Source organism: Streptomyces sp. NPDC051320 (assembly GCF_040682175.1).
Taxonomy (GTDB): domain Bacteria; phylum Actinomycetota; class Actinomycetes; order Streptomycetales; family Streptomycetaceae; genus Streptomyces.
The window spans coordinates 112,664-127,355 of sequence record NZ_JBFBAL010000002.1 but is presented as its reverse complement, the minus strand read 5'-3'; the positions used below and the strand labels follow the sequence as shown (position 1 = coordinate 127,355).

Annotated in this window: 27 protein-coding genes and 2 tRNA genes; 22 read left to right on the top strand and 7 right to left on the bottom strand. The window is 68.1% G+C overall.

Translation table 11 applies throughout. From position 1 onward, the window contains the following. Positions 1 to 23: 23 nt before the first annotated feature. Entirely contained in the window at positions 24 to 266 is a 243-nt protein-coding gene (locus AB0M87_RS04620; protein ID WP_365850125.1) for a hypothetical protein, read from the bottom strand. A gap of 140 nt (positions 267 to 406) precedes the next feature. Between AB0M87_RS04620 and AB0M87_RS04615 the strand changes: the two genes are divergently transcribed. The 15 genes from AB0M87_RS04615 to AB0M87_RS04545 all read left to right on the top strand — a co-directional run bounded on the left by AB0M87_RS04615 (position 407) and on the right by AB0M87_RS04545 (position 7,839). After that, on the top strand, positions 407 to 667 hold the full coding sequence (locus AB0M87_RS04615) for a hypothetical protein (protein WP_365850123.1): 261 nt from the start codon (positions 407 to 409) through the stop codon (positions 665 to 667). Positions 668 to 700: 33 nt separating this feature from the next. Then, positions 701 to 773 (top strand) — tRNA-Leu (locus tag AB0M87_RS04610). 26 nt (positions 774 to 799) lie between these two features. Next, entirely contained in the window at positions 800 to 1,912 is a 1,113-nt protein-coding gene (locus tag AB0M87_RS04605; RefSeq protein WP_365850122.1) for a DUF932 domain-containing protein, read from the top strand. Between the two features lie 87 nt (positions 1,913 to 1,999). Beyond that, positions 2,000 to 2,071 (top strand) — tRNA-Ile (locus AB0M87_RS04600). 32 nt (positions 2,072 to 2,103) lie between these two features. Then, positions 2,104 to 2,745 (top strand): hypothetical protein, encoded by a 642-nt coding sequence (locus tag AB0M87_RS04595; RefSeq protein WP_365850121.1) that lies wholly within the window; start codon positions 2,104 to 2,106, stop codon positions 2,743 to 2,745. 102 nt (positions 2,746 to 2,847) lie between these two features. Then, positions 2,848 to 3,108, top strand: coding sequence for a hypothetical protein (locus tag AB0M87_RS04590; RefSeq protein ID WP_365850119.1), 261 nt, complete (start codon positions 2,848 to 2,850; stop codon positions 3,106 to 3,108). Further along, positions 3,105 to 3,527 (top strand): HTH domain-containing protein, encoded by a 423-nt coding sequence (locus AB0M87_RS04585; protein WP_365850118.1) that lies wholly within the window; start codon positions 3,105 to 3,107, stop codon positions 3,525 to 3,527. Before AB0M87_RS04590 ends, AB0M87_RS04585 begins: the two co-directional genes overlap by 4 nt. Further along, positions 3,524 to 4,099, top strand: a complete 576-nt coding sequence (locus AB0M87_RS04580; RefSeq protein WP_365850116.1) for a hypothetical protein — start codon at positions 3,524 to 3,526, stop codon at positions 4,097 to 4,099. Before AB0M87_RS04585 ends, AB0M87_RS04580 begins: the two co-directional genes overlap by 4 nt. Continuing rightward, a complete protein-coding gene (locus tag AB0M87_RS04575) occupies positions 4,096 to 4,365 on the top strand; it encodes a hypothetical protein (protein ID WP_365850115.1) in 270 nt (89 codons plus the stop codon). Before AB0M87_RS04580 ends, AB0M87_RS04575 begins: the two co-directional genes overlap by 4 nt. Continuing rightward, positions 4,353 to 5,051, top strand: coding sequence for a nucleotidyltransferase domain-containing protein (locus tag AB0M87_RS04570; protein ID WP_365850114.1), 699 nt, complete (start codon positions 4,353 to 4,355; stop codon positions 5,049 to 5,051). Before AB0M87_RS04575 ends, AB0M87_RS04570 begins: the two co-directional genes overlap by 13 nt. Next, positions 5,048 to 5,458 (top strand): DUF6221 family protein, encoded by a 411-nt coding sequence (locus AB0M87_RS04565; protein ID WP_365850112.1) that lies wholly within the window; start codon positions 5,048 to 5,050, stop codon positions 5,456 to 5,458. The genes AB0M87_RS04570 and AB0M87_RS04565 overlap by 4 nt, the downstream gene beginning before the upstream one ends. Then, the gene (locus AB0M87_RS04560) at positions 5,455 to 5,577 is read left to right on the top strand and encodes a hypothetical protein (protein ID WP_365850111.1); all 123 of its coding nucleotides are present in this window, start codon (positions 5,455 to 5,457) and stop codon (positions 5,575 to 5,577) included. Before AB0M87_RS04565 ends, AB0M87_RS04560 begins: the two co-directional genes overlap by 4 nt. Before the next feature lie 198 nt (positions 5,578 to 5,775). Further along, on the top strand, positions 5,776 to 6,558 hold the full coding sequence (locus tag AB0M87_RS04555) for a tRNA(His) guanylyltransferase Thg1 family protein (protein ID WP_365850109.1): 783 nt from the start codon (positions 5,776 to 5,778) through the stop codon (positions 6,556 to 6,558). Between the two features lie 133 nt (positions 6,559 to 6,691). After that, positions 6,692 to 7,339 (top strand): hypothetical protein, encoded by a 648-nt coding sequence (locus AB0M87_RS04550; protein WP_365850107.1) that lies wholly within the window; start codon positions 6,692 to 6,694, stop codon positions 7,337 to 7,339. Beyond that, positions 7,336 to 7,839, top strand: a complete 504-nt coding sequence (locus AB0M87_RS04545) for a hypothetical protein (protein ID WP_365850105.1) — start codon at positions 7,336 to 7,338, stop codon at positions 7,837 to 7,839. Before AB0M87_RS04550 ends, AB0M87_RS04545 begins: the two co-directional genes overlap by 4 nt. Positions 7,840 to 7,868: 29 nt before the next feature. Here AB0M87_RS04545 and AB0M87_RS04540 read toward each other — a convergent pair whose 3' ends face one another. From AB0M87_RS04540 to AB0M87_RS04520, 5 genes are all read right to left on the bottom strand, one after another. Further along, positions 7,869 to 8,285: an ester cyclase gene (locus AB0M87_RS04540; RefSeq protein WP_365850103.1), complete on the bottom strand. Its 417-nt coding sequence runs from the start codon at positions 8,283 to 8,285 to the stop codon at positions 7,869 to 7,871. Between the two features lie 171 nt (positions 8,286 to 8,456). Next, positions 8,457 to 8,693 (bottom strand): hypothetical protein, encoded by a 237-nt coding sequence (locus AB0M87_RS04535; protein ID WP_365850102.1) that lies wholly within the window; start codon positions 8,691 to 8,693, stop codon positions 8,457 to 8,459. A gap of 76 nt (positions 8,694 to 8,769) precedes the next feature. Next, a complete protein-coding gene (locus AB0M87_RS04530; protein ID WP_365850100.1) occupies positions 8,770 to 9,636 on the bottom strand; it encodes an ATP-dependent DNA ligase in 867 nt (288 codons plus the stop codon). A 7-nt stretch (positions 9,637 to 9,643) separates the two neighbouring features. Next, positions 9,644 to 9,856 (bottom strand): hypothetical protein, encoded by a 213-nt coding sequence (locus tag AB0M87_RS04525; protein WP_365850098.1) that lies wholly within the window; start codon positions 9,854 to 9,856, stop codon positions 9,644 to 9,646. Positions 9,857 to 9,882: 26 nt separating this feature from the next. Then, on the bottom strand, positions 9,883 to 10,254 hold the full coding sequence (locus AB0M87_RS04520; protein WP_365850097.1) for a DUF6233 domain-containing protein: 372 nt from the start codon (positions 10,252 to 10,254) through the stop codon (positions 9,883 to 9,885). 407 nt (positions 10,255 to 10,661) lie between these two features. On the opposite strand from AB0M87_RS04520, the gene AB0M87_RS04515 reads away from it, so the two are divergent. Next, positions 10,662 to 10,817: a hypothetical protein gene (locus AB0M87_RS04515; RefSeq protein ID WP_365850096.1), complete on the top strand. Its 156-nt coding sequence runs from the start codon at positions 10,662 to 10,664 to the stop codon at positions 10,815 to 10,817. A 118-nt stretch (positions 10,818 to 10,935) separates the two neighbouring features. Next, positions 10,936 to 11,133, top strand: a complete 198-nt coding sequence (locus tag AB0M87_RS04510; RefSeq protein ID WP_365850094.1) for a hypothetical protein — start codon at positions 10,936 to 10,938, stop codon at positions 11,131 to 11,133. 53 nt (positions 11,134 to 11,186) lie between these two features. On the opposite strand, the gene AB0M87_RS04505 is transcribed toward AB0M87_RS04510, so the two are convergent. Next, positions 11,187 to 11,405 carry a hypothetical protein gene (locus tag AB0M87_RS04505; protein WP_365850092.1) on the bottom strand — a complete coding sequence of 73 codons (219 nt, stop codon included), beginning with the start codon at positions 11,403 to 11,405 and terminating at the stop codon, positions 11,187 to 11,189. Positions 11,406 to 11,561: 156 nt separating this feature from the next. Between AB0M87_RS04505 and AB0M87_RS04500 the strand changes: the two genes are divergently transcribed. From AB0M87_RS04500 to AB0M87_RS04480, 5 genes are all read left to right on the top strand, one after another. Next, on the top strand, positions 11,562 to 11,876 hold the full coding sequence (locus AB0M87_RS04500; RefSeq protein ID WP_365850091.1) for a hypothetical protein: 315 nt from the start codon (positions 11,562 to 11,564) through the stop codon (positions 11,874 to 11,876). Further along, positions 11,873 to 12,091, top strand: coding sequence for a hypothetical protein (locus AB0M87_RS04495; protein ID WP_365850090.1), 219 nt, complete (start codon positions 11,873 to 11,875; stop codon positions 12,089 to 12,091). Before AB0M87_RS04500 ends, AB0M87_RS04495 begins: the two co-directional genes overlap by 4 nt. A 99-nt stretch (positions 12,092 to 12,190) precedes the next feature. Continuing rightward, entirely contained in the window at positions 12,191 to 12,511 is a 321-nt protein-coding gene (locus tag AB0M87_RS04490) for an HNH endonuclease signature motif containing protein (protein ID WP_365850088.1), read from the top strand. Between the two features lie 328 nt (positions 12,512 to 12,839). After that, on the top strand, positions 12,840 to 13,211 hold the full coding sequence (locus tag AB0M87_RS04485) for a hypothetical protein (protein WP_365850087.1): 372 nt from the start codon (positions 12,840 to 12,842) through the stop codon (positions 13,209 to 13,211). Then, on the top strand, positions 13,156 to 14,679 hold the full coding sequence (locus AB0M87_RS04480; protein WP_365850085.1) for a hypothetical protein: 1,524 nt from the start codon (positions 13,156 to 13,158) through the stop codon (positions 14,677 to 14,679). Before AB0M87_RS04485 ends, AB0M87_RS04480 begins: the two co-directional genes overlap by 56 nt. Positions 14,680 to 14,692 lie beyond the last annotated feature (13 nt).

Here is a 14,692-nt window from a genome sequence, read left to right as displayed (position 1 = left end):
GCGGGGCGGTCGTCAGGAGGGGCTCAGTCGCCGGCAGGCGGGGCGCCGGCCTTCCCGGCTTCCTCTTCTTCGCGGGCTTGCCGTGCTGCAAGGACGATCTCGCGGTCCGGGCGCGCCGGCAGGGAAGCTCCGGGCTCGCGCAGGTACCAGGCGATCAGCTCGCGGATCACCGTGGCGCGTTCGGTGCCGAGGCTCTTCGCCGCGGCGTCGAAGTCGTACCACTCGTCACCGATGCGGATCTGGCGAGGCGGGGTCACGTTCGGCATGCGCGCACCGTACCGGGGTGTAGCTACCGGCTGCAATGCTCTCACCTCCCTATGTAGCTACAAAAATCATGAACCAGAGGGTTGCAGTGTAGCTACACTGGACGATAAGATGTAGCTACACAGCAAGTCAAGGGGGCGTCATGAAAGACCAGTTCGGCACCGACTCTCTGTTCCGCTCCATCGACCTGATCGAGCCCGGCGACCTGGTCGTCTACCACGGCACCCTCACGGACCTCCACGGCCTGTGGCTCGCCCTCCCGTGCGAGTGCGCCGTCTGCTTCCGTCTCGATGCGCTGGGCATCGCAGACATCCGCTTCCACCTGGTCGACCCGTGGGGCGAGCTGTCCGGCCCGATGCACGCCCGCCGCGAGTCCATCACCCGCTCGATCGCTAGCAACTGATCCACCGCCCCGGCCGACCGGCCGGGGCACCCAGGGCCCCGTAGCTCAGCGGAAGAGCAAGCGCCTTAAAAACGCGAGGTCGCCGGTTCGATCCCGGCCGGGCCCACTCCCGCACTACCCGGAAGGAACACCATGAGCACCGACGTCAACACCCAGTTCCACAACGAGCGCACCGCCCTCATGCAGGCCATGGGCACCACCCGCCGCGACGACGGCACGCACACAGCGACCGTCGGCTACGACCGGGGCGAAGTGATCGGCAAGGATGGTCTCGACACCACGCTGGGCAGCGCCGCCCTCTACACCACCACACCGGCCTGGCACGGCCTCGGCAACGTCATCCCCGGCGGCATCTCCGACGTGGACGACGTGATCGCACTCGCCGGTCTCGGCTTCGACGTGGAGCGCGTCCCCGCCCTGTACCGGTGGGGCGAGGAACTGCGCCAGCACGACGGCCGCTTCCACACGGTGCGCTCCGACACCGGCGCATCCCTCGGGGTGGTCGGGGCGAAGTACCGGCCGATCCAGAACCGTGAGGGGTTCGGGTTCCTTCAGGAGCTGGTGCGCGACTCCGGAGTGATCTGGGAGTCCGCCGGGGCGCTGCGCGGCGGCCGGAAGGTGTTCATCTCGATTCGCCTGCCGAAGAACGTCACCGTGGACGCCGACGGCATCGCTGACGAGGTGATCCCGTTCATCGCGGTGATCAACTCCCACGACGGGCACTCCCCGTTCCAGTGCGTCACGACTCCGTGGCGGCCGATCTGCGCCAACACGGAGCGGTTCGCCGTCCGTGACGCGTACACCCGCTGGGTTGTGCGGCACACCGCGTCGGCCACGCAGCGGGTCATGGAGGCCCGGCGCACCCTGAAGCTCTCGGTGAGCTACTACGACAAGTGGGCGGCCGAAGAGACCGCGCTCGCCCGGACCGACATGGCGCTGGACGACTTCCACAAGGTGATCGCCGACCTGTGGCCCGTGGACGACGACGCGAAGGACCGCACCAAGAACGTCGCCGCCAAGCGTGTCGAGCACCTGGACGCGATCTTCGCCACGGAGACCCAGCGGGTCGGGCGCACCGCCTACGCGGCAGAGCGCGCCGTCACCGACTACCTGGACCACATCGCACCCCGGCGGCCCGGCAAAACCATGACCGAGGAACTGGCCCGCGCGACGGCCCTCCTGGAGGGCACCGACGACGAAACGAAGTCCCGCGCCCACCAGCGGCTGATGCTCATCCGCCGCTGAGAGACCAGCGGCCGGGCTCGCCCCCATGGCCCGGCCGCTCCAGGGCCGCACCCCAACCCGCCCCGGGGTGCGGCCCACCCCCAGCCAACCTGCGTAGCTCAGCGGCAGAGCACGGGATTTATAGCCCCTTGGTCGCGAGTTCGAATCTCGCCGCAGGTACTCCAACCAGCGTCAACCCGAAGGAGCCCACCATGGGCTACGACATGAGGATCGAAGGCCCGCCGACCGCCGAAGAGGAGGCCAAGGTCCGGGAAGCGCAAGCAGCGTTCGACGCGTCCGTGAAGGAGCGGAACAGCCTCCCGGACAGGCGTCCCGGTGACGACGACGCGGCACAGGAGAAAGTCGACGCCGCGTACGAGGCGTTGCACGCGGCCGACATCTCGTACTTCCGCCTCAACATCTGGGGCATGTCCGACTACCTGTACTACATGCACCAGCTCGGCATGCTCGCCGTGGACTACGACATGCCCAGCTTCCCCCAGCTGCCCGACGGCATCACCTGGGACGACATGGAAGCCGCCGAAGCGCCTCCCGGCGACGGATCGAGCCTGCCCGTCAAGGCCGAAGCCGTCGCCCACCTGAAGGCGCGTGAGGCCCACGTCGCATGGCACCCCGAGCCGGCCTTCGGCATAGCCCAGCACAAGTTCGGCAGCAACGACGGCTGGCTGGTCACCCCGCAGGAGATCAAGGCCGCGCTGGAGAGCTACCGCACGCACAGCGGCGACGAAGTGAAAGTCATCGTCGGCACCGGCGAAGGCCGGCTCGAGTACTGGCTCAAGTGGATCGCCTACCTGGAGCGCGCACAGCACCGTGGCGGATTCCGCGTCTGGTGACGCACTGACTCTCACCCCTGAACCGCCCGGCGGCCGGACACGCGACCCACGCACCCGCGCATCGACTCGCTTCCCGCCGCCGGGCCCCAACCGGAGAACACCATGCAGAAACCTGACACCGTCACCATCCCCACCGCCACGGCCGCCGCCTTCACCGAATCGTGGGGAACCCTGCTCGCCAACCGGGTCGGCCCGCTCCTCACGTGCGGGGAGGTCGAAGACGTCGCCGAACTCCTGCGGGCGCTCGGTCAGGAACCCCTCGCCGGTGTGTGGATCGCCGAACACGCCACCGCCGACGACAAAGAAGACCTGCACTGGCTCGGCACGGCGCACGCCACCGAGCCGACCCCGGCGCAGCCGTGAGCGCCGAACCCGCCACCGCTGCGCCGCTGTCCATCAGCGAGCGGCGCAGCGTCGTGCGCCAGCTCTCTGACCAGCGGCTGAGTGCCCGCGCCATCGCAGCCAAGCTCGGAGTTGGGAAGGACACGGTGCGCCGCGACCTCGAGGCCCTGCGCCAGGACCCGCCGCCCCCTGCGCCGACCGGCGCACCGGTGGCGTGCGCCGACCAGGTCACCGTGGCGTACGACGACAAGCTGCGCGCCGACCTGGCCGTGCTCGCCGAGGCCGGCCTGAGCCCAGAGGGCGCAATCCGCTTCGCCGTGGGCATCGTCTCGTACTCCTACCGCGCCGCCTGGGAGCGCGGGATTTGCCCGCGCGGGGTGGCACCTCTCATCCGTACGACTACCGCCCGCCCGGGCAGCCAGAAAGAGGCGACCGCATGAACCACCGCCAGTACCCGGACGTGGACCGCGCCCTGGACCAGCTCGAGCGCGGCCGGCTGCGCAACACGCGTCCCGGCTTCCCGCTCATCGATGAGGCGATGTTCTTCGGCCAGCTGCCGCACTGGCAGAAGGCGTTCCTCGCCGCGCAAGGCATCCTCAACCGTGCGTACGGCAAGAGCGCCATCACCGCCGCCCTCACGAAAGAGGCTGTGGCGGCCGGTGAGCACGTCCACGTCGCCGGCCGCGACGGGATGCGCTGCGCCGGGGGAGACGACGACTGCACCACGCTTTCGGGCCGCCCGCTCGTGATCGCCCGCGCCGTAGAGACCTGCTCTGCTTGCCCGTCCATGTGGGACGCCTGGACGACCGGCGGCCAGTACCTCTACCTCCGCTACCGATCCGGGATCGGCACCGTCGACGCCTACGACAGCCCCGACAGCGAGCAGTGGACGGAGATCCCCACCGGCCGCGTAGCCCGCTTCGGAGAGCCCAGCATGGACGGCTGCATGAGCCTCGAAGACTTCTGCGTTCGGGCCGGCCTGGAGCTCGCGGAAGATCTGGAGGCCCGATGACCGTGCATAGATTCCTCGCCACCGCCCCAGTCGGGCCGCGTATGGACATGTGGGCGGCCACCGCGGCCTGCGCCAACTGGCTAGAGGGCCGCGAGAACGGCGACCGCGGTGAGACCTGGCTCGTGATGGTCCCCTCCGACCACGCAGAGGACTTCGTGACCGCCGGGGCCGCCGCCGGCGTCACGGTTGAAGAGATCCAGGGCGACGGCGACGAAGAAAACTACGTGCTGCGAGCCGGCGAGCCCGGGACAGGATGGCGGCCATGAACATCCTCCTGTCCGGCATCGTCGGGTCCACCGCATACGGCCTCGCCCGGGAAGGCTCCGACGTGGACCGGCTCGGCATGTTCGCCGCGCCCACCGAAGACTTCCACGGCCTGCACCGGCCGAAGGAGTCGCACGTCACCACCGCACCGGATTCCACCCTGCACGAAGCAGCGAAGTGGTGCCGCCTCGCCCTGGGTGGCAACCCGACCGTGATGGAACTCGTCTGGCTGCCCGACGACCTGTACGAGGTACGCACCCCCCTCGGTGACGAGCTGATCGGCATACGGGCGTCCCTGCTATCCGCGAAGCGGGTCCGCGACGCCTACCTCGGCTACGCCACCCAGCAGTTCAAGCGGCTCTACGACCGGGGCGACGGCTCGTTCTCCGCCGACACCCGCAAGCGCACCGAGAAGCACGCCCGGCACCTGCGCCGGCTGTGCCACCAGGGCTACGAGCTGTACGCCACCGGCAAGCTGACCATCCGCGTCGACGACCCGCAGGAGTACTTCGAGTTCGGCGAGGAAGTAGCCGCGGACGCCATGGCCGCCCTGCCGATGCTCCAGCAATACGAGACCGCATTCGACGAGACGCGCAGCGCGCTGCCCGAGCAGCCAGATGAGGCGCCGGCGGAAGCATGGCTGCGCCGTGTGCGCACCCACTACTACACGGAAGGCGGACGGTCGTGACCGTAGACCTGGTGCAGTTCCTCCGCGACCGGCTGGACGAGGACGCGCGGATGGCGCGCCCCGCCACTCCAGGCCCGTGGACGTACAACCTGGGGAAGCAGTGGCATGCCCCAGAGGACCTGGCGGCGCGTGCAAACGGCGAGGAGTTCGTCAGAGCTGGCTCGCTGGACAACCCGATCTGCGTTGCGGCCACCGGCCCGGCCGACGACCCGCAGAGCATCGCCGACGCCATCCACATCGCCCGCCAAGACCCGGCCCGCGCACTGCGCGAGGTCGAAGGGAAGCGGCGGATCATCGATGAGACGTGGGGCGGCCCGGATCACGACGACATGTGGCGATTTCACATTCAACTCCTTGCCCTCACGTACGCCGACCACCCGGACTACCGGCAGGAGTGGCGGCCGTGATCTACCTGCTCTGCGCCGGCCTCTCCCTCGTGGCATGGCCGCTCCTGCTGCTCGCCGTCATGCTCGGCTGCGCCTGGAACCGAGACGCGTCAACCCGCAGCGCGCCGTGGCCCTCATGAGGAAGGCCGACCGATAACCGGGCCCCAGGACCCTCGCTGGGAGTGGGTCCACATCCCCGAGGTCGGCAACGAAAACCTGTGGATCAAGGGACGCTGCAACCACCTCACACCCATCCCCGTCCGCTCCCAGCCGACCGGCGAGCTTGTGGCGTACCTCTGCCCCGACTGTGACGCCCAACTTCCCTTGGAGTATCAGGCATGAGCGATTCAACTGCCCTCGGTGACCGAATGAAGCGGCACGAGGCTGCCTACCGGGTATTGCTTCCCCGGCGCACCTACGGCCTGATCCGGCTCGACATACGGGCCGCCCACTCCTACCTGCGCGGCGCCACCAGGCCTTACGACCTCGAGTTCATGGCCGACATGGACGCCGTGGCCGAAGCGCTCTGCCAGGAGATCACCGGCACAGCGTTCGCCTACACCCAGTCCGACGAGATCAGCCTGCTCGTCACCGACTTCGCCACCGAGCAGACAGAGCCCTGGTTCGAGGGCGTCGTCGCCAAGCAACTGACGATCGCGGCCTCGCTCGCCACCGCGGTACTCAACGAACGCCGGCCCGGGCGCCGTGCCCTGTTCGACGCCCGCCTGTTCACGCTGTCCGACCCGGTGGAAGTGGCGAACTACTTCCTGTGGCGCCAGCGCGACGCCGTACGCAACAGCATCAGCATGGCCGCGCAAGCCCAGTTCTCCCACCGGCGGCTGCACGGCGTATCCAGCAAGGGCATGCAGGAACTCCTCTGGACCGAAACGCGCATCAACTGGAACGACTACCCGGGCGGATGCAAACGCGGCCGCACCGCCGTACGCCACACCGGGGAACGCGAGACCACCTACACCGACAAGCGCACCCAGGAGCAGCAGACCGTCCTCGCCATACGCTCCTGGTGGCAGTCCAACGCTGCGCCCCACTTCACCACCAGGCCGGACCAGTGGCTCGCCCGGGCCATCCCCGTACTGCCGCGCCTCGCTTCCAGCGACTGACGGTCGCGTAATCACACTTTCATCACAACTGCTCCACTCAGTCCTCATGGCGAGCACAATCAATCAGCCCCATGCCCAACTTGGTCATGTCCGGCCGTCGTTGACCGCCCGCCACACCATTGCGAGGACCCTCATGAAGCACATCCCGCGCGCGGCGGCTCTGGCCGTCGCCGGCGCCCTCGTACCGCTTGTCGTCGGCTGCGCCAGTCACCAGCAGGGCAGAGCCGAACGTGCCGATCACCGGCCCACCGCCACAACGAGCAAGAGCGCAAGCAGCCCAGATTGCGGCCCGGAGTCCAATCTCTCGCAGAGCGACTGGATGGACCAATGTGCTGACAGCACCCCGACGGCCGACGACCAGCCCCAGACGGAACTCGCCATCGGTGACGCCTTCGCCTTCAACGACGGCGTCAAGGTCACTGTCAGCTCCTTGCGCGAGATCACCTCGTACGGCGAATGGGACGACAAGCCAGGCGCCGGCCAGACGGCCTTCCGCGTCACGTGGACCATCTCCAACGGCACCGACAAGCCTCTGGATCTCGATCAATGGGGCGAGAGCGAAGAGGGGGCCACCAGCGGCGGTCAAGTCGACATTCTCTCGGTCGAGAAGGGTTCGCGCCCGATGGCCGGCCGGATAGCACCGGGAAAAGCCGGGACCTTCACTGACGAGGGCGCCATCAACGACAGAGACGGCAAGGAGATCGTCGTCACGGTGACTCGCATGGACGACGACGCCGACATGTTGGCCGAAGACCCACACTGGACAGGAACGATCAAGTGAACAGACCTACCGCAACGCGGGGCCGACACCATTTCGTTGCCGTCACCGCCCTGCTCCTGGCGGCTGCCGCCGCCGGCTGCGCCAGCGGCGACACGACTGAGGCCAAGCCGAAGGCCTCTGCCAGTCCGACCGCGTCCCCGTCACAGACCTACGACGTCTACGACTGCAAGGCCCTCATGGAGCGCGGCTACGCAGCGGGCAAGGTCCGGGACGTGTCCCATGACCCCGAGTGCAAGGCACTCACGCGTGACGAGTATGTGGCGGCCGTGGGCGACGTAGTAGCCGGACACAAGGACGACATCATGGCCGATGCCGCGAAAACCCTCGTCTGGGATGAGGCATGGGATTCCGAGACCGCGGCACGGCAGAAGCTGGTCTGCGACCGGCTGAACGCTGACGGCGCCGAAGTCGTGGGCCAGGAGATGAAGGACGCCGCGGGCAACGACTCGTCAGGCGACGAAGTCAAGATGGCGCAGTACTTCCTGGACGAGAAATGCTGACGCCCGCCGCGATCACTGGTCACCTTCGCCTAGCGCGGGAGCGCGCCCAGTTGACGCAGCATGCTGAGGTCGTCACGTATGGCCCAGCGTTCCGCGATGCGCCCGTCAACCAGGCGGTAGGCGAAGGCCACGTCCCTGGCGTAGTCGCCGCTCGGTGCCGGGAAGCCCAGGAAGTCGCCGCCGGCCCAGTGGCCCGCCCGTACGCCGAACTGCACCACCAGGTCGTTCTCCGCGACAATGAAGGACTCACGAAAATGGTCGTCGTGAAAGGTTCGCGCCATCGTGGTCAGGAACTCCCTGGTCCCGGCGAGCCCAGCCGGGCGTCCCGGGGCCAGCGCGTGATTGACCATGTCCGGCGTGCACAGATCGTCCAATTGGCTGACGTCGCGGTTGCGGACAAGATCCTCGAAGCGTGCCACGACCCGCTTGTTGATCTCGATGTTCATGAGTCCACCTCTGCCGTTGGCCCCCAGTCGGTCTTGAGAGCCCCGCTCGCCTAACACGCTGCGAGCGTGCCCAAGCAACAAGCTCTCATCGACGCTCGGCTCGTGCCAGGCGGGGGCTGGTGCGGCGTACATCGACGGCTTGAGCTGAGGACATGTTCCGGACGTGGCCATTCAGCGCGCCCATCCGATGTCGAGCACCTGGATCCCGTCCCGGTGCGCCACGTAGGAGATCCAGGAGTACCGGCCGAACGCTTCGCTCAGCTCTTCGCCGCCGGCGGCCGGCCACCGAGCTGGATCTGCTCGGACGGCCGCGATCAGCGCGAGGGATTCCCGCCGCGCGGCCACCGTGGGCAGTTCCTCGAAGACCTGCGCCGCCAGCCAGTCCAGCTCCATGCCCTGCTGCATCATGCCCCCCGTGATCGAGTGAGAGCAGCAGGGTAGGGCCGAACACGGCTTGGCCGCTCGCCCTGTGGATAACCCCTCGCTACGCCCTCACCCGCGTCACGGTGACCGTGACGTGCCGGGTCGTCCCGGCCAGCACTTCCACCGTCACCCCGGCCATGCACGTCGTGTACGCCTCACCGTCGGCTGTGCGCGCCCGCCGCCCAGGCCCCAGATCCGGGAGCAGCCGGCCCAGGTGGGTGCGCAGCGGTACGGTCAGCGCCCGGGAACGCATGATCCGCCCGTCCGGGAGGCGCACCACCACGTGCGTGGGCCGTGCCGGGACGCCCATGTAGCCAACGACCGCAGCGTCCACCGTGTCCGCATGTCTTAGCTTTCGCCATTCACGCCTGCCGCTCGGATACTTGCTGGTCAGCCGCTTGATGACCAGACCTTCGATGCCCTGTTCCCGGAGCACTTCGAACCAGATCCGTGCCTGCTCCGGGTCGGTCGTCATCGAGGTCGGCTGGAGCGGCGGACCGAGCGGCGCCAGCACCTCGAGCAGCAGCGCGCGCCGCTCCGAGTACGGGAGCCGGCGGACGTCGACGCCCTGGTGCTGGAGGATGTCGAACGCCGCGTACGAGGCCGGGAGCTCCCGAGCGAGGACGTACCCGCGCGCTGGCCCACTCGCCGCGCGCTGCTGCACCGCACCGAAGTCGAGCTGGCCGCCACGGTAGATGACGATCTCACCGTCCAGGATCACGCCCGACTGCAGCTGCATCCCCGCCTTCGCCAGGTCGATCCACGCTGACGTGATCACCCTGCCGGTCTTGGAGCGCAGCACCACATGGTCCGCGGTCCGCTCGAGTGTCGCCCTATGGCCGTCCCATTTCGGCTCGTACGCGAGGCCGGGCTCGGTCGGTAGCTTGTCGACGGCCAGTGCCAAGGCCACGTCGATCGACGGTTCCATGCGCGGCTCACGCGGCCTCGTAGCGATGGGCACGCCCGCCACGCCACTTCACCCAGGCGTCGTCATCGAGCATGTCCTCGGCATCCGGAAGTCCCGCCCGGCGCAGGAACTCGATCACGTCGCGGTCGCTGTGCGCCAGCCCGACGATCTGCCCGCGCACAGTGACCCGCCGACCGCCAGAGCCCGCAGGCGGGTGCACGACTACCGGTGCGCCGTCCATTCCTCCAGGATGCGCCTATTGCCTGGTCACAGCAGCCCGAGCGCGGTATCCGGACGGCACCGCTCGCACGGCACGACGCCTTCCTCCGTGATCGCCCTCATCGCCTGCTCACGGCTGACCGGCCGGATCCGCACGTGATCGACCCGGAGCCCCCAGCACACCTCCGAGTAGGCCCCGAGCATGGTGTGCACCGTGGCCGGCCCCGACCCCACCCCGCGCTGCACAATCCATTCCGGCGGTGGCTGGGCTTCCCGCTCCTGCCGCGCCTGCGCCTCGCTCAGCCGCCGCTCAGCGTCCGAGATCCACCGCTGGGTGCGCTCAAGGTCACCGAGCTGCACCCGCTCGAGGAAACGCAGCGCGGCCAAGCGCGCGGCGGCAGATTGAACAGTATCGGACACATGTTCGAGTCTAATCAGCGGGCCGCGCCCGCGCCGCACAAGGCGGTCTCACCGCCCGACTGCGCCCCGGCCCTCGATCGTGGCTGCGATGTCAGTGCCGGCTCATACGGTGAGACTCCGAGCTGCTGGCGCTACTCGGACCACAGCCCCGCCCGAGTTCTCCCGGACGGGGCTGCTCCGTGCGCGGATACCACCCCGCGCAGCTGCGTGACCCTCCAAGGCACTACGCCAGCACCGCCACCGTACGAGTGCAGCGCTGCTGCAACGCTTCAGAATCACGGAGTCCGACGAATTCGCGCCGCCGATCACCCCACCATCACTGCACCCAACGCCGACCGGACGCACGCCCATTGTCAGACCCTCGTGCGATGCTGCGCTTCATCTCTTACCGAAGGGAGGTGAGTTGGATGTCGAAGAAGCAGCAGGCGGCTGTCGTCATGGTCATGGCCCTCGTTGGGCAGGCGTACCTCAGCAAGGTCGCCAAGCAGCAGGGCGCCGCGCTCGGTCTGTCCGTCGTGGCGATCAGCCTCGTGGGCTACGCCGTGAGCAACGCCCTCGCGTAGCCGAGTCACCAGGGCCCCGCCCTCCCCGACCCCATCAGGGAGGCCGGGGCCCTGGTCTCGCGCATCGGGAACGTACCCGCTACGCCTCACATCACTACCAGAACCCACAAGGAGCGAAATGAGCCTGGAAGACCACACCAAGAGCAACAACAAATACGAGTCGCAGAAGGCCGCAGCGAAAGCGATCCTTGACGCGGTCACCGCGCAGGTCGACGTCGTCACCGCAGCGGGAGGCGGCCCTGACATGATCGGCCCCCGCCTCAAGAGACTCGCCGAGGTCTACGCCCTCGTTGTCCACGGGAAGCCTGACGCCTGACAGATCCAGCCTGACGCCCCGCCGTCCACCCGGACGACGGGGCGTCATCGCGCTCAGTCTTCGTCGTCGTACAGCTCAGAGAAGGAGCGCCGGGCAACGCCGCCGGCGTAGGCCACCAGGTGGGCCGTCTCCTGCGGTGTCAACGGACGCGGGTCGCGCAACCCTTCGGCGAATCCGGCGGCCATCTGCCGGCCGAGGTGTTCCAGCGCGGCCCGGTCCCGGCCGGCGACCGTCGGGCCCATGCCCAGTAGACGGCGGATCAGACGATGCATGCGGCCAGCATGGCACGCCCAACCGGACGGGCACACTGGATACGTGATGACCTATGGCCAGGACCTCCGCACCGTGCTGCTCTTCGGCCGGCGCTACTGGTGGGACCGCCTGCCAGACGGACACCTCACCCTGCGGCGCGCCGCCTGGAGGGCGTCATGAGCATCCGCCTAGTCGACGGCCGGCCCATGCAGTGCAAGCACATCCCCGACGACGTGTTCCTCGAGGCTGTCCGCCGCACGCCCGGCACGGGCGGCTCCAACAACTGGCGCATGCGCTGGGAGGTACAGGCCGCCCTCGAGGCGCAGCTCGGTCACATCCCAGAGCGCCTCTTCCTAGCCAAGGCCCGCCAACTGCACGACGCGCGGAAACTGGGTGGCTGCATGTGTGGCTGCCGGGGTGACTACCACCTGACCGAGGAATGCCACGACGGATACTGCTGCCGCCCCATGCCCAGCAAGGCGTCGACATGACCGCGCCCACAGGCCGGGACGGCCGGCTCCTGGTCACCACCGACATGGCCGCCTACTCGCTCGGCATGAAGCCCGCATCCTTCCGCGGGTGGGCCGTGCGCCACCAGGTGCGCCCCGCAGGCCGCCGGCCGAACCCCAACGGCGGCCAGGCCGCCGCTCTGTGGGACCTGGCCGACATCGCTCAAGCCCTTGACCAGAAGAAGACCGCAGCTTGACGCCCGACTGATCCGCAGCGCATGATCAGTCAGAGTGCACGTACTACCTCCTGAGCCCGGCCACAGCGCCGGGCTTCGGCATGTGCGGAGGTGGACACCATGGCCACCACCCCGGACATCGCACGGCGCACAGCACTCGGACGCAGCGGCACGCAGTGGCTCGCCGTCCAGGCCGCGGTGTTCGCCGAAGAGACGCACTGCTGGATCTGCCGGGCCTGGGTGAACCCTGACCTACCCGGCAGCACCCACCCCATGGCGCGCACCGTCGACCACGTCAACCCGCTGTGGCTCGGAGGCGAGCCGCTGGAGCGGGCCAACTGCCGGCTTGCGCACCGCCGCTGCAACACCATCCGGGGCAATCAGATGCGGGCGAAGGCCCGGCCCCGTCCCTGCTACACCGTGCCGGCCAGCGCCCTGTGACCACCACCCGCCGGCCTGCCACTGCTAGGTGCCTGGCCTCCGACCATGGTCATCGATCACCAGCTCTCGATCTTCATTGATCATCAAGCCAATGATCATGATGGTGCGACGTGATCAAGCATCGTCGCAGGTCAGAATGTGATCAACGGCCAAGGGCGATGATCGAGACCTAAGCGATCAAGCATAACCGCAGGTCAGGGCCATGATCGGCGCTCGGCCCTACCGTTTTGGATCTTTTGGTTCAGCCGGCTTTTGACCCCGCCCCCACCGAAAACTCCTCCCCCCCGTTCATTTTTGAGGGGGAGGCCAGCCTTCTTGGAGGCTCTTCTTGAGTGAGGATTTCCCGGTCGGTCTCGGGGAGCGGGGCCAGCGGATGTGGCGTGAATCCCTGGGCTCCTGGTCGCTCACTCCTGCGCATCTGGTGCTGCTGGAGGAGGCCTGTCGTACTGCGGACCGACTCGATCTGCTTAACGCCATCATCCTGCGGAGTTCAGCTGAAGTCAACAGCGGTGCGGCCGAATTCGCCGTAATTGCTGGGCAGTTGGCCGAAGTCCGGCAGCAATCGTCGACGCTCAAGACGCTTCTCGCTGAGATCCGGCAGGGTCAGAGCGGCGCAGCCCCGGCTCCGAGTGTGGAGGGCAAGGGTGTCGCGGACCTCACGGCGCGGATCAAGAAGCGGCGCGGCCAAGCCCCGGGTTGAACTCATCCCGCCGTACGCGTACACCCTCGGCCCCGAGGCACGCGAGCTTGCAGAGCGGGCAGGCCTGGTCCTCGATCCGTGGCAGTGCGACGCGATCGACCTGATGCTCGCTGTCCGCGAGGACGGCAAGTGGGCGTGCTACGAGTGCGCTGAGATCGTTGCCCGGCAGAACGGCAAGGGCGCGATCCTCGAGGCGCGAGTCCTCGCGGGGTTCCTGCTGCTGGGCGAAGAGCTCATCATGTGGTCCGCCCACGAGTACAAGACCAGCATCGAGGCGTTCCGTCGGTTCAGGAATCTGCTGAGCAGGCTCGGTAAGCAGGTCGGCAACAACGAGAATCTGCTCGAAGTCGACGGCATCCGCATCAAGATCAGCAACACCAACGGCGAAGAGGGCTTCGAGCGCCTCGACACGAACGCGCGCATCAAGTTCATCGCCCGGTCGAAGAGCTCGGGCCGCGGGTTCTCCGGGGACCTGGTCATCATCGACGAGAGTTTCGCGTACAGCCTCCTGCAACAGGACGCGCTGATGCCGGCGATGGCGGCCCGGCCGAACGCTCAGATCATCTACACCAGCTCGCCGCCCCTGGACGGCGTGTCCGGCGAGGTGATGTTCAAGCTGAAGAAGCGAGCCGACGCAGGAGGGGACGACTCGCTGGGCTGGCGCGACTGGGGCGTCGACGGGGACCTGGACCACCTCGACAAGATCGACCTGGACGACCGGCGGCTGTGGGCGGCATCCAATCCGGCACTCGGCATGCGGCTCACCGAAGAGACCATCCTTCGGGAACGCCGGTCGATGGGCGACAAGGGGTTCGCACGGGAGCGGCTGTGTATCTGGCCGCAGGTGTCCCAGGGCAGTGTCGTCGTCGACGCTGCGGCGTGGGCGCGGCTCGCTGATCCGGACTCGAGGCGCACGGGCGGCATGGCGATCGGCGTGGACCTGTCCCCGCTGCGGGACTACGCCGCGATTTGCGTGTACGGGATGCGTGATGACGGCCTGGGGCATGTGCAGCTGGCGGACTACCAGCCGGGCTCGAAGTGGCTCATCCCACGCCTGGTCGAACTGCGGGACACGCTGGGGCCCGTAGCGGTCGCCATGGGGCGCGGCACGCATGCGTTCCTCACTACCGAGCTCGATAAGGCTGGCTTCGTCAAGCCGGAGGATGCCGATGCGCCTGAGCTCGGAGACCTGGCTGTGACGAACGCCGTCGACATGGCGGCGGGGGCGGGGCAGATCCTCGAGGCCGTGCGCGATCAGACGTTCCGGTACGTGCCGAACCGGCACCTGGACGTCGCGGTCGCCGGCGCGAAGACCCGTTCCACCGGCGACACGATCGCCTGGACCGTGAAGGGCGCCGACATCGACATCAGTCCGCTGGTGGCCATGACGCTCGCCCGGTGGTCCTACGAGACCCGCTCCCACCTCCTGGCGGAAGCGCAGTACGACGTCCTCAGCTCGATTTTCTAGGAGGACGCCCCGT

Coding starts and splice junctions, on each gene's coding strand:
- AB0M87_RS04575 (WP_365850115.1), top strand. CDS start 4,096: ATGACCGTGCATAGATTCCTCGCCACCGCCCCAGTCGGGCCGCGTATG.
- AB0M87_RS04525 (WP_365850098.1), bottom strand. CDS start 9,856: ATGGACGGCGCACCGGTAGTCGTGCACCCGCCTGCGGGCTCTGGCGGT.
- AB0M87_RS04510 (WP_365850094.1), top strand. CDS start 10,936: ATGAGCCTGGAAGACCACACCAAGAGCAACAACAAATACGAGTCGCAG.
- AB0M87_RS04595 (WP_365850121.1), top strand. CDS start 2,104: ATGGGCTACGACATGAGGATCGAAGGCCCGCCGACCGCCGAAGAGGAG.
- AB0M87_RS04590 (WP_365850119.1), top strand. CDS start 2,848: ATGCAGAAACCTGACACCGTCACCATCCCCACCGCCACGGCCGCCGCC.
- AB0M87_RS04550 (WP_365850107.1), top strand. CDS start 6,692: ATGAAGCACATCCCGCGCGCGGCGGCTCTGGCCGTCGCCGGCGCCCTC.
- AB0M87_RS04500 (WP_365850091.1), top strand. CDS start 11,562: ATGAGCATCCGCCTAGTCGACGGCCGGCCCATGCAGTGCAAGCACATC.
- AB0M87_RS04530 (WP_365850100.1), bottom strand. CDS start 9,636: ATGGAACCGTCGATCGACGTGGCCTTGGCACTGGCCGTCGACAAGCTA.
- AB0M87_RS04605 (WP_365850122.1), top strand. CDS start 800: ATGAGCACCGACGTCAACACCCAGTTCCACAACGAGCGCACCGCCCTC.
- AB0M87_RS04555 (WP_365850109.1), top strand. CDS start 5,776: ATGAGCGATTCAACTGCCCTCGGTGACCGAATGAAGCGGCACGAGGCT.
- AB0M87_RS04495 (WP_365850090.1), top strand. CDS start 11,873: ATGACCGCGCCCACAGGCCGGGACGGCCGGCTCCTGGTCACCACCGAC.
- AB0M87_RS04535 (WP_365850102.1), bottom strand. CDS start 8,693: ATGATGCAGCAGGGCATGGAGCTGGACTGGCTGGCGGCGCAGGTCTTC.
- AB0M87_RS04580 (WP_365850116.1), top strand. CDS start 3,524: ATGAACCACCGCCAGTACCCGGACGTGGACCGCGCCCTGGACCAGCTC.
- AB0M87_RS04620 (WP_365850125.1), bottom strand. CDS start 266: ATGCCGAACGTGACCCCGCCTCGCCAGATCCGCATCGGTGACGAGTGG.
- AB0M87_RS04505 (WP_365850092.1), bottom strand. CDS start 11,405: ATGCATCGTCTGATCCGCCGTCTACTGGGCATGGGCCCGACGGTCGCC.
- AB0M87_RS04515 (WP_365850096.1), top strand. CDS start 10,662: ATGTCGAAGAAGCAGCAGGCGGCTGTCGTCATGGTCATGGCCCTCGTT.
- AB0M87_RS04570 (WP_365850114.1), top strand. CDS start 4,353: ATGGCGGCCATGAACATCCTCCTGTCCGGCATCGTCGGGTCCACCGCA.
- AB0M87_RS04490 (WP_365850088.1), top strand. CDS start 12,191: ATGGCCACCACCCCGGACATCGCACGGCGCACAGCACTCGGACGCAGC.
- AB0M87_RS04615 (WP_365850123.1), top strand. CDS start 407: ATGAAAGACCAGTTCGGCACCGACTCTCTGTTCCGCTCCATCGACCTG.
- AB0M87_RS04540 (WP_365850103.1), bottom strand. CDS start 8,285: ATGAACATCGAGATCAACAAGCGGGTCGTGGCACGCTTCGAGGATCTT.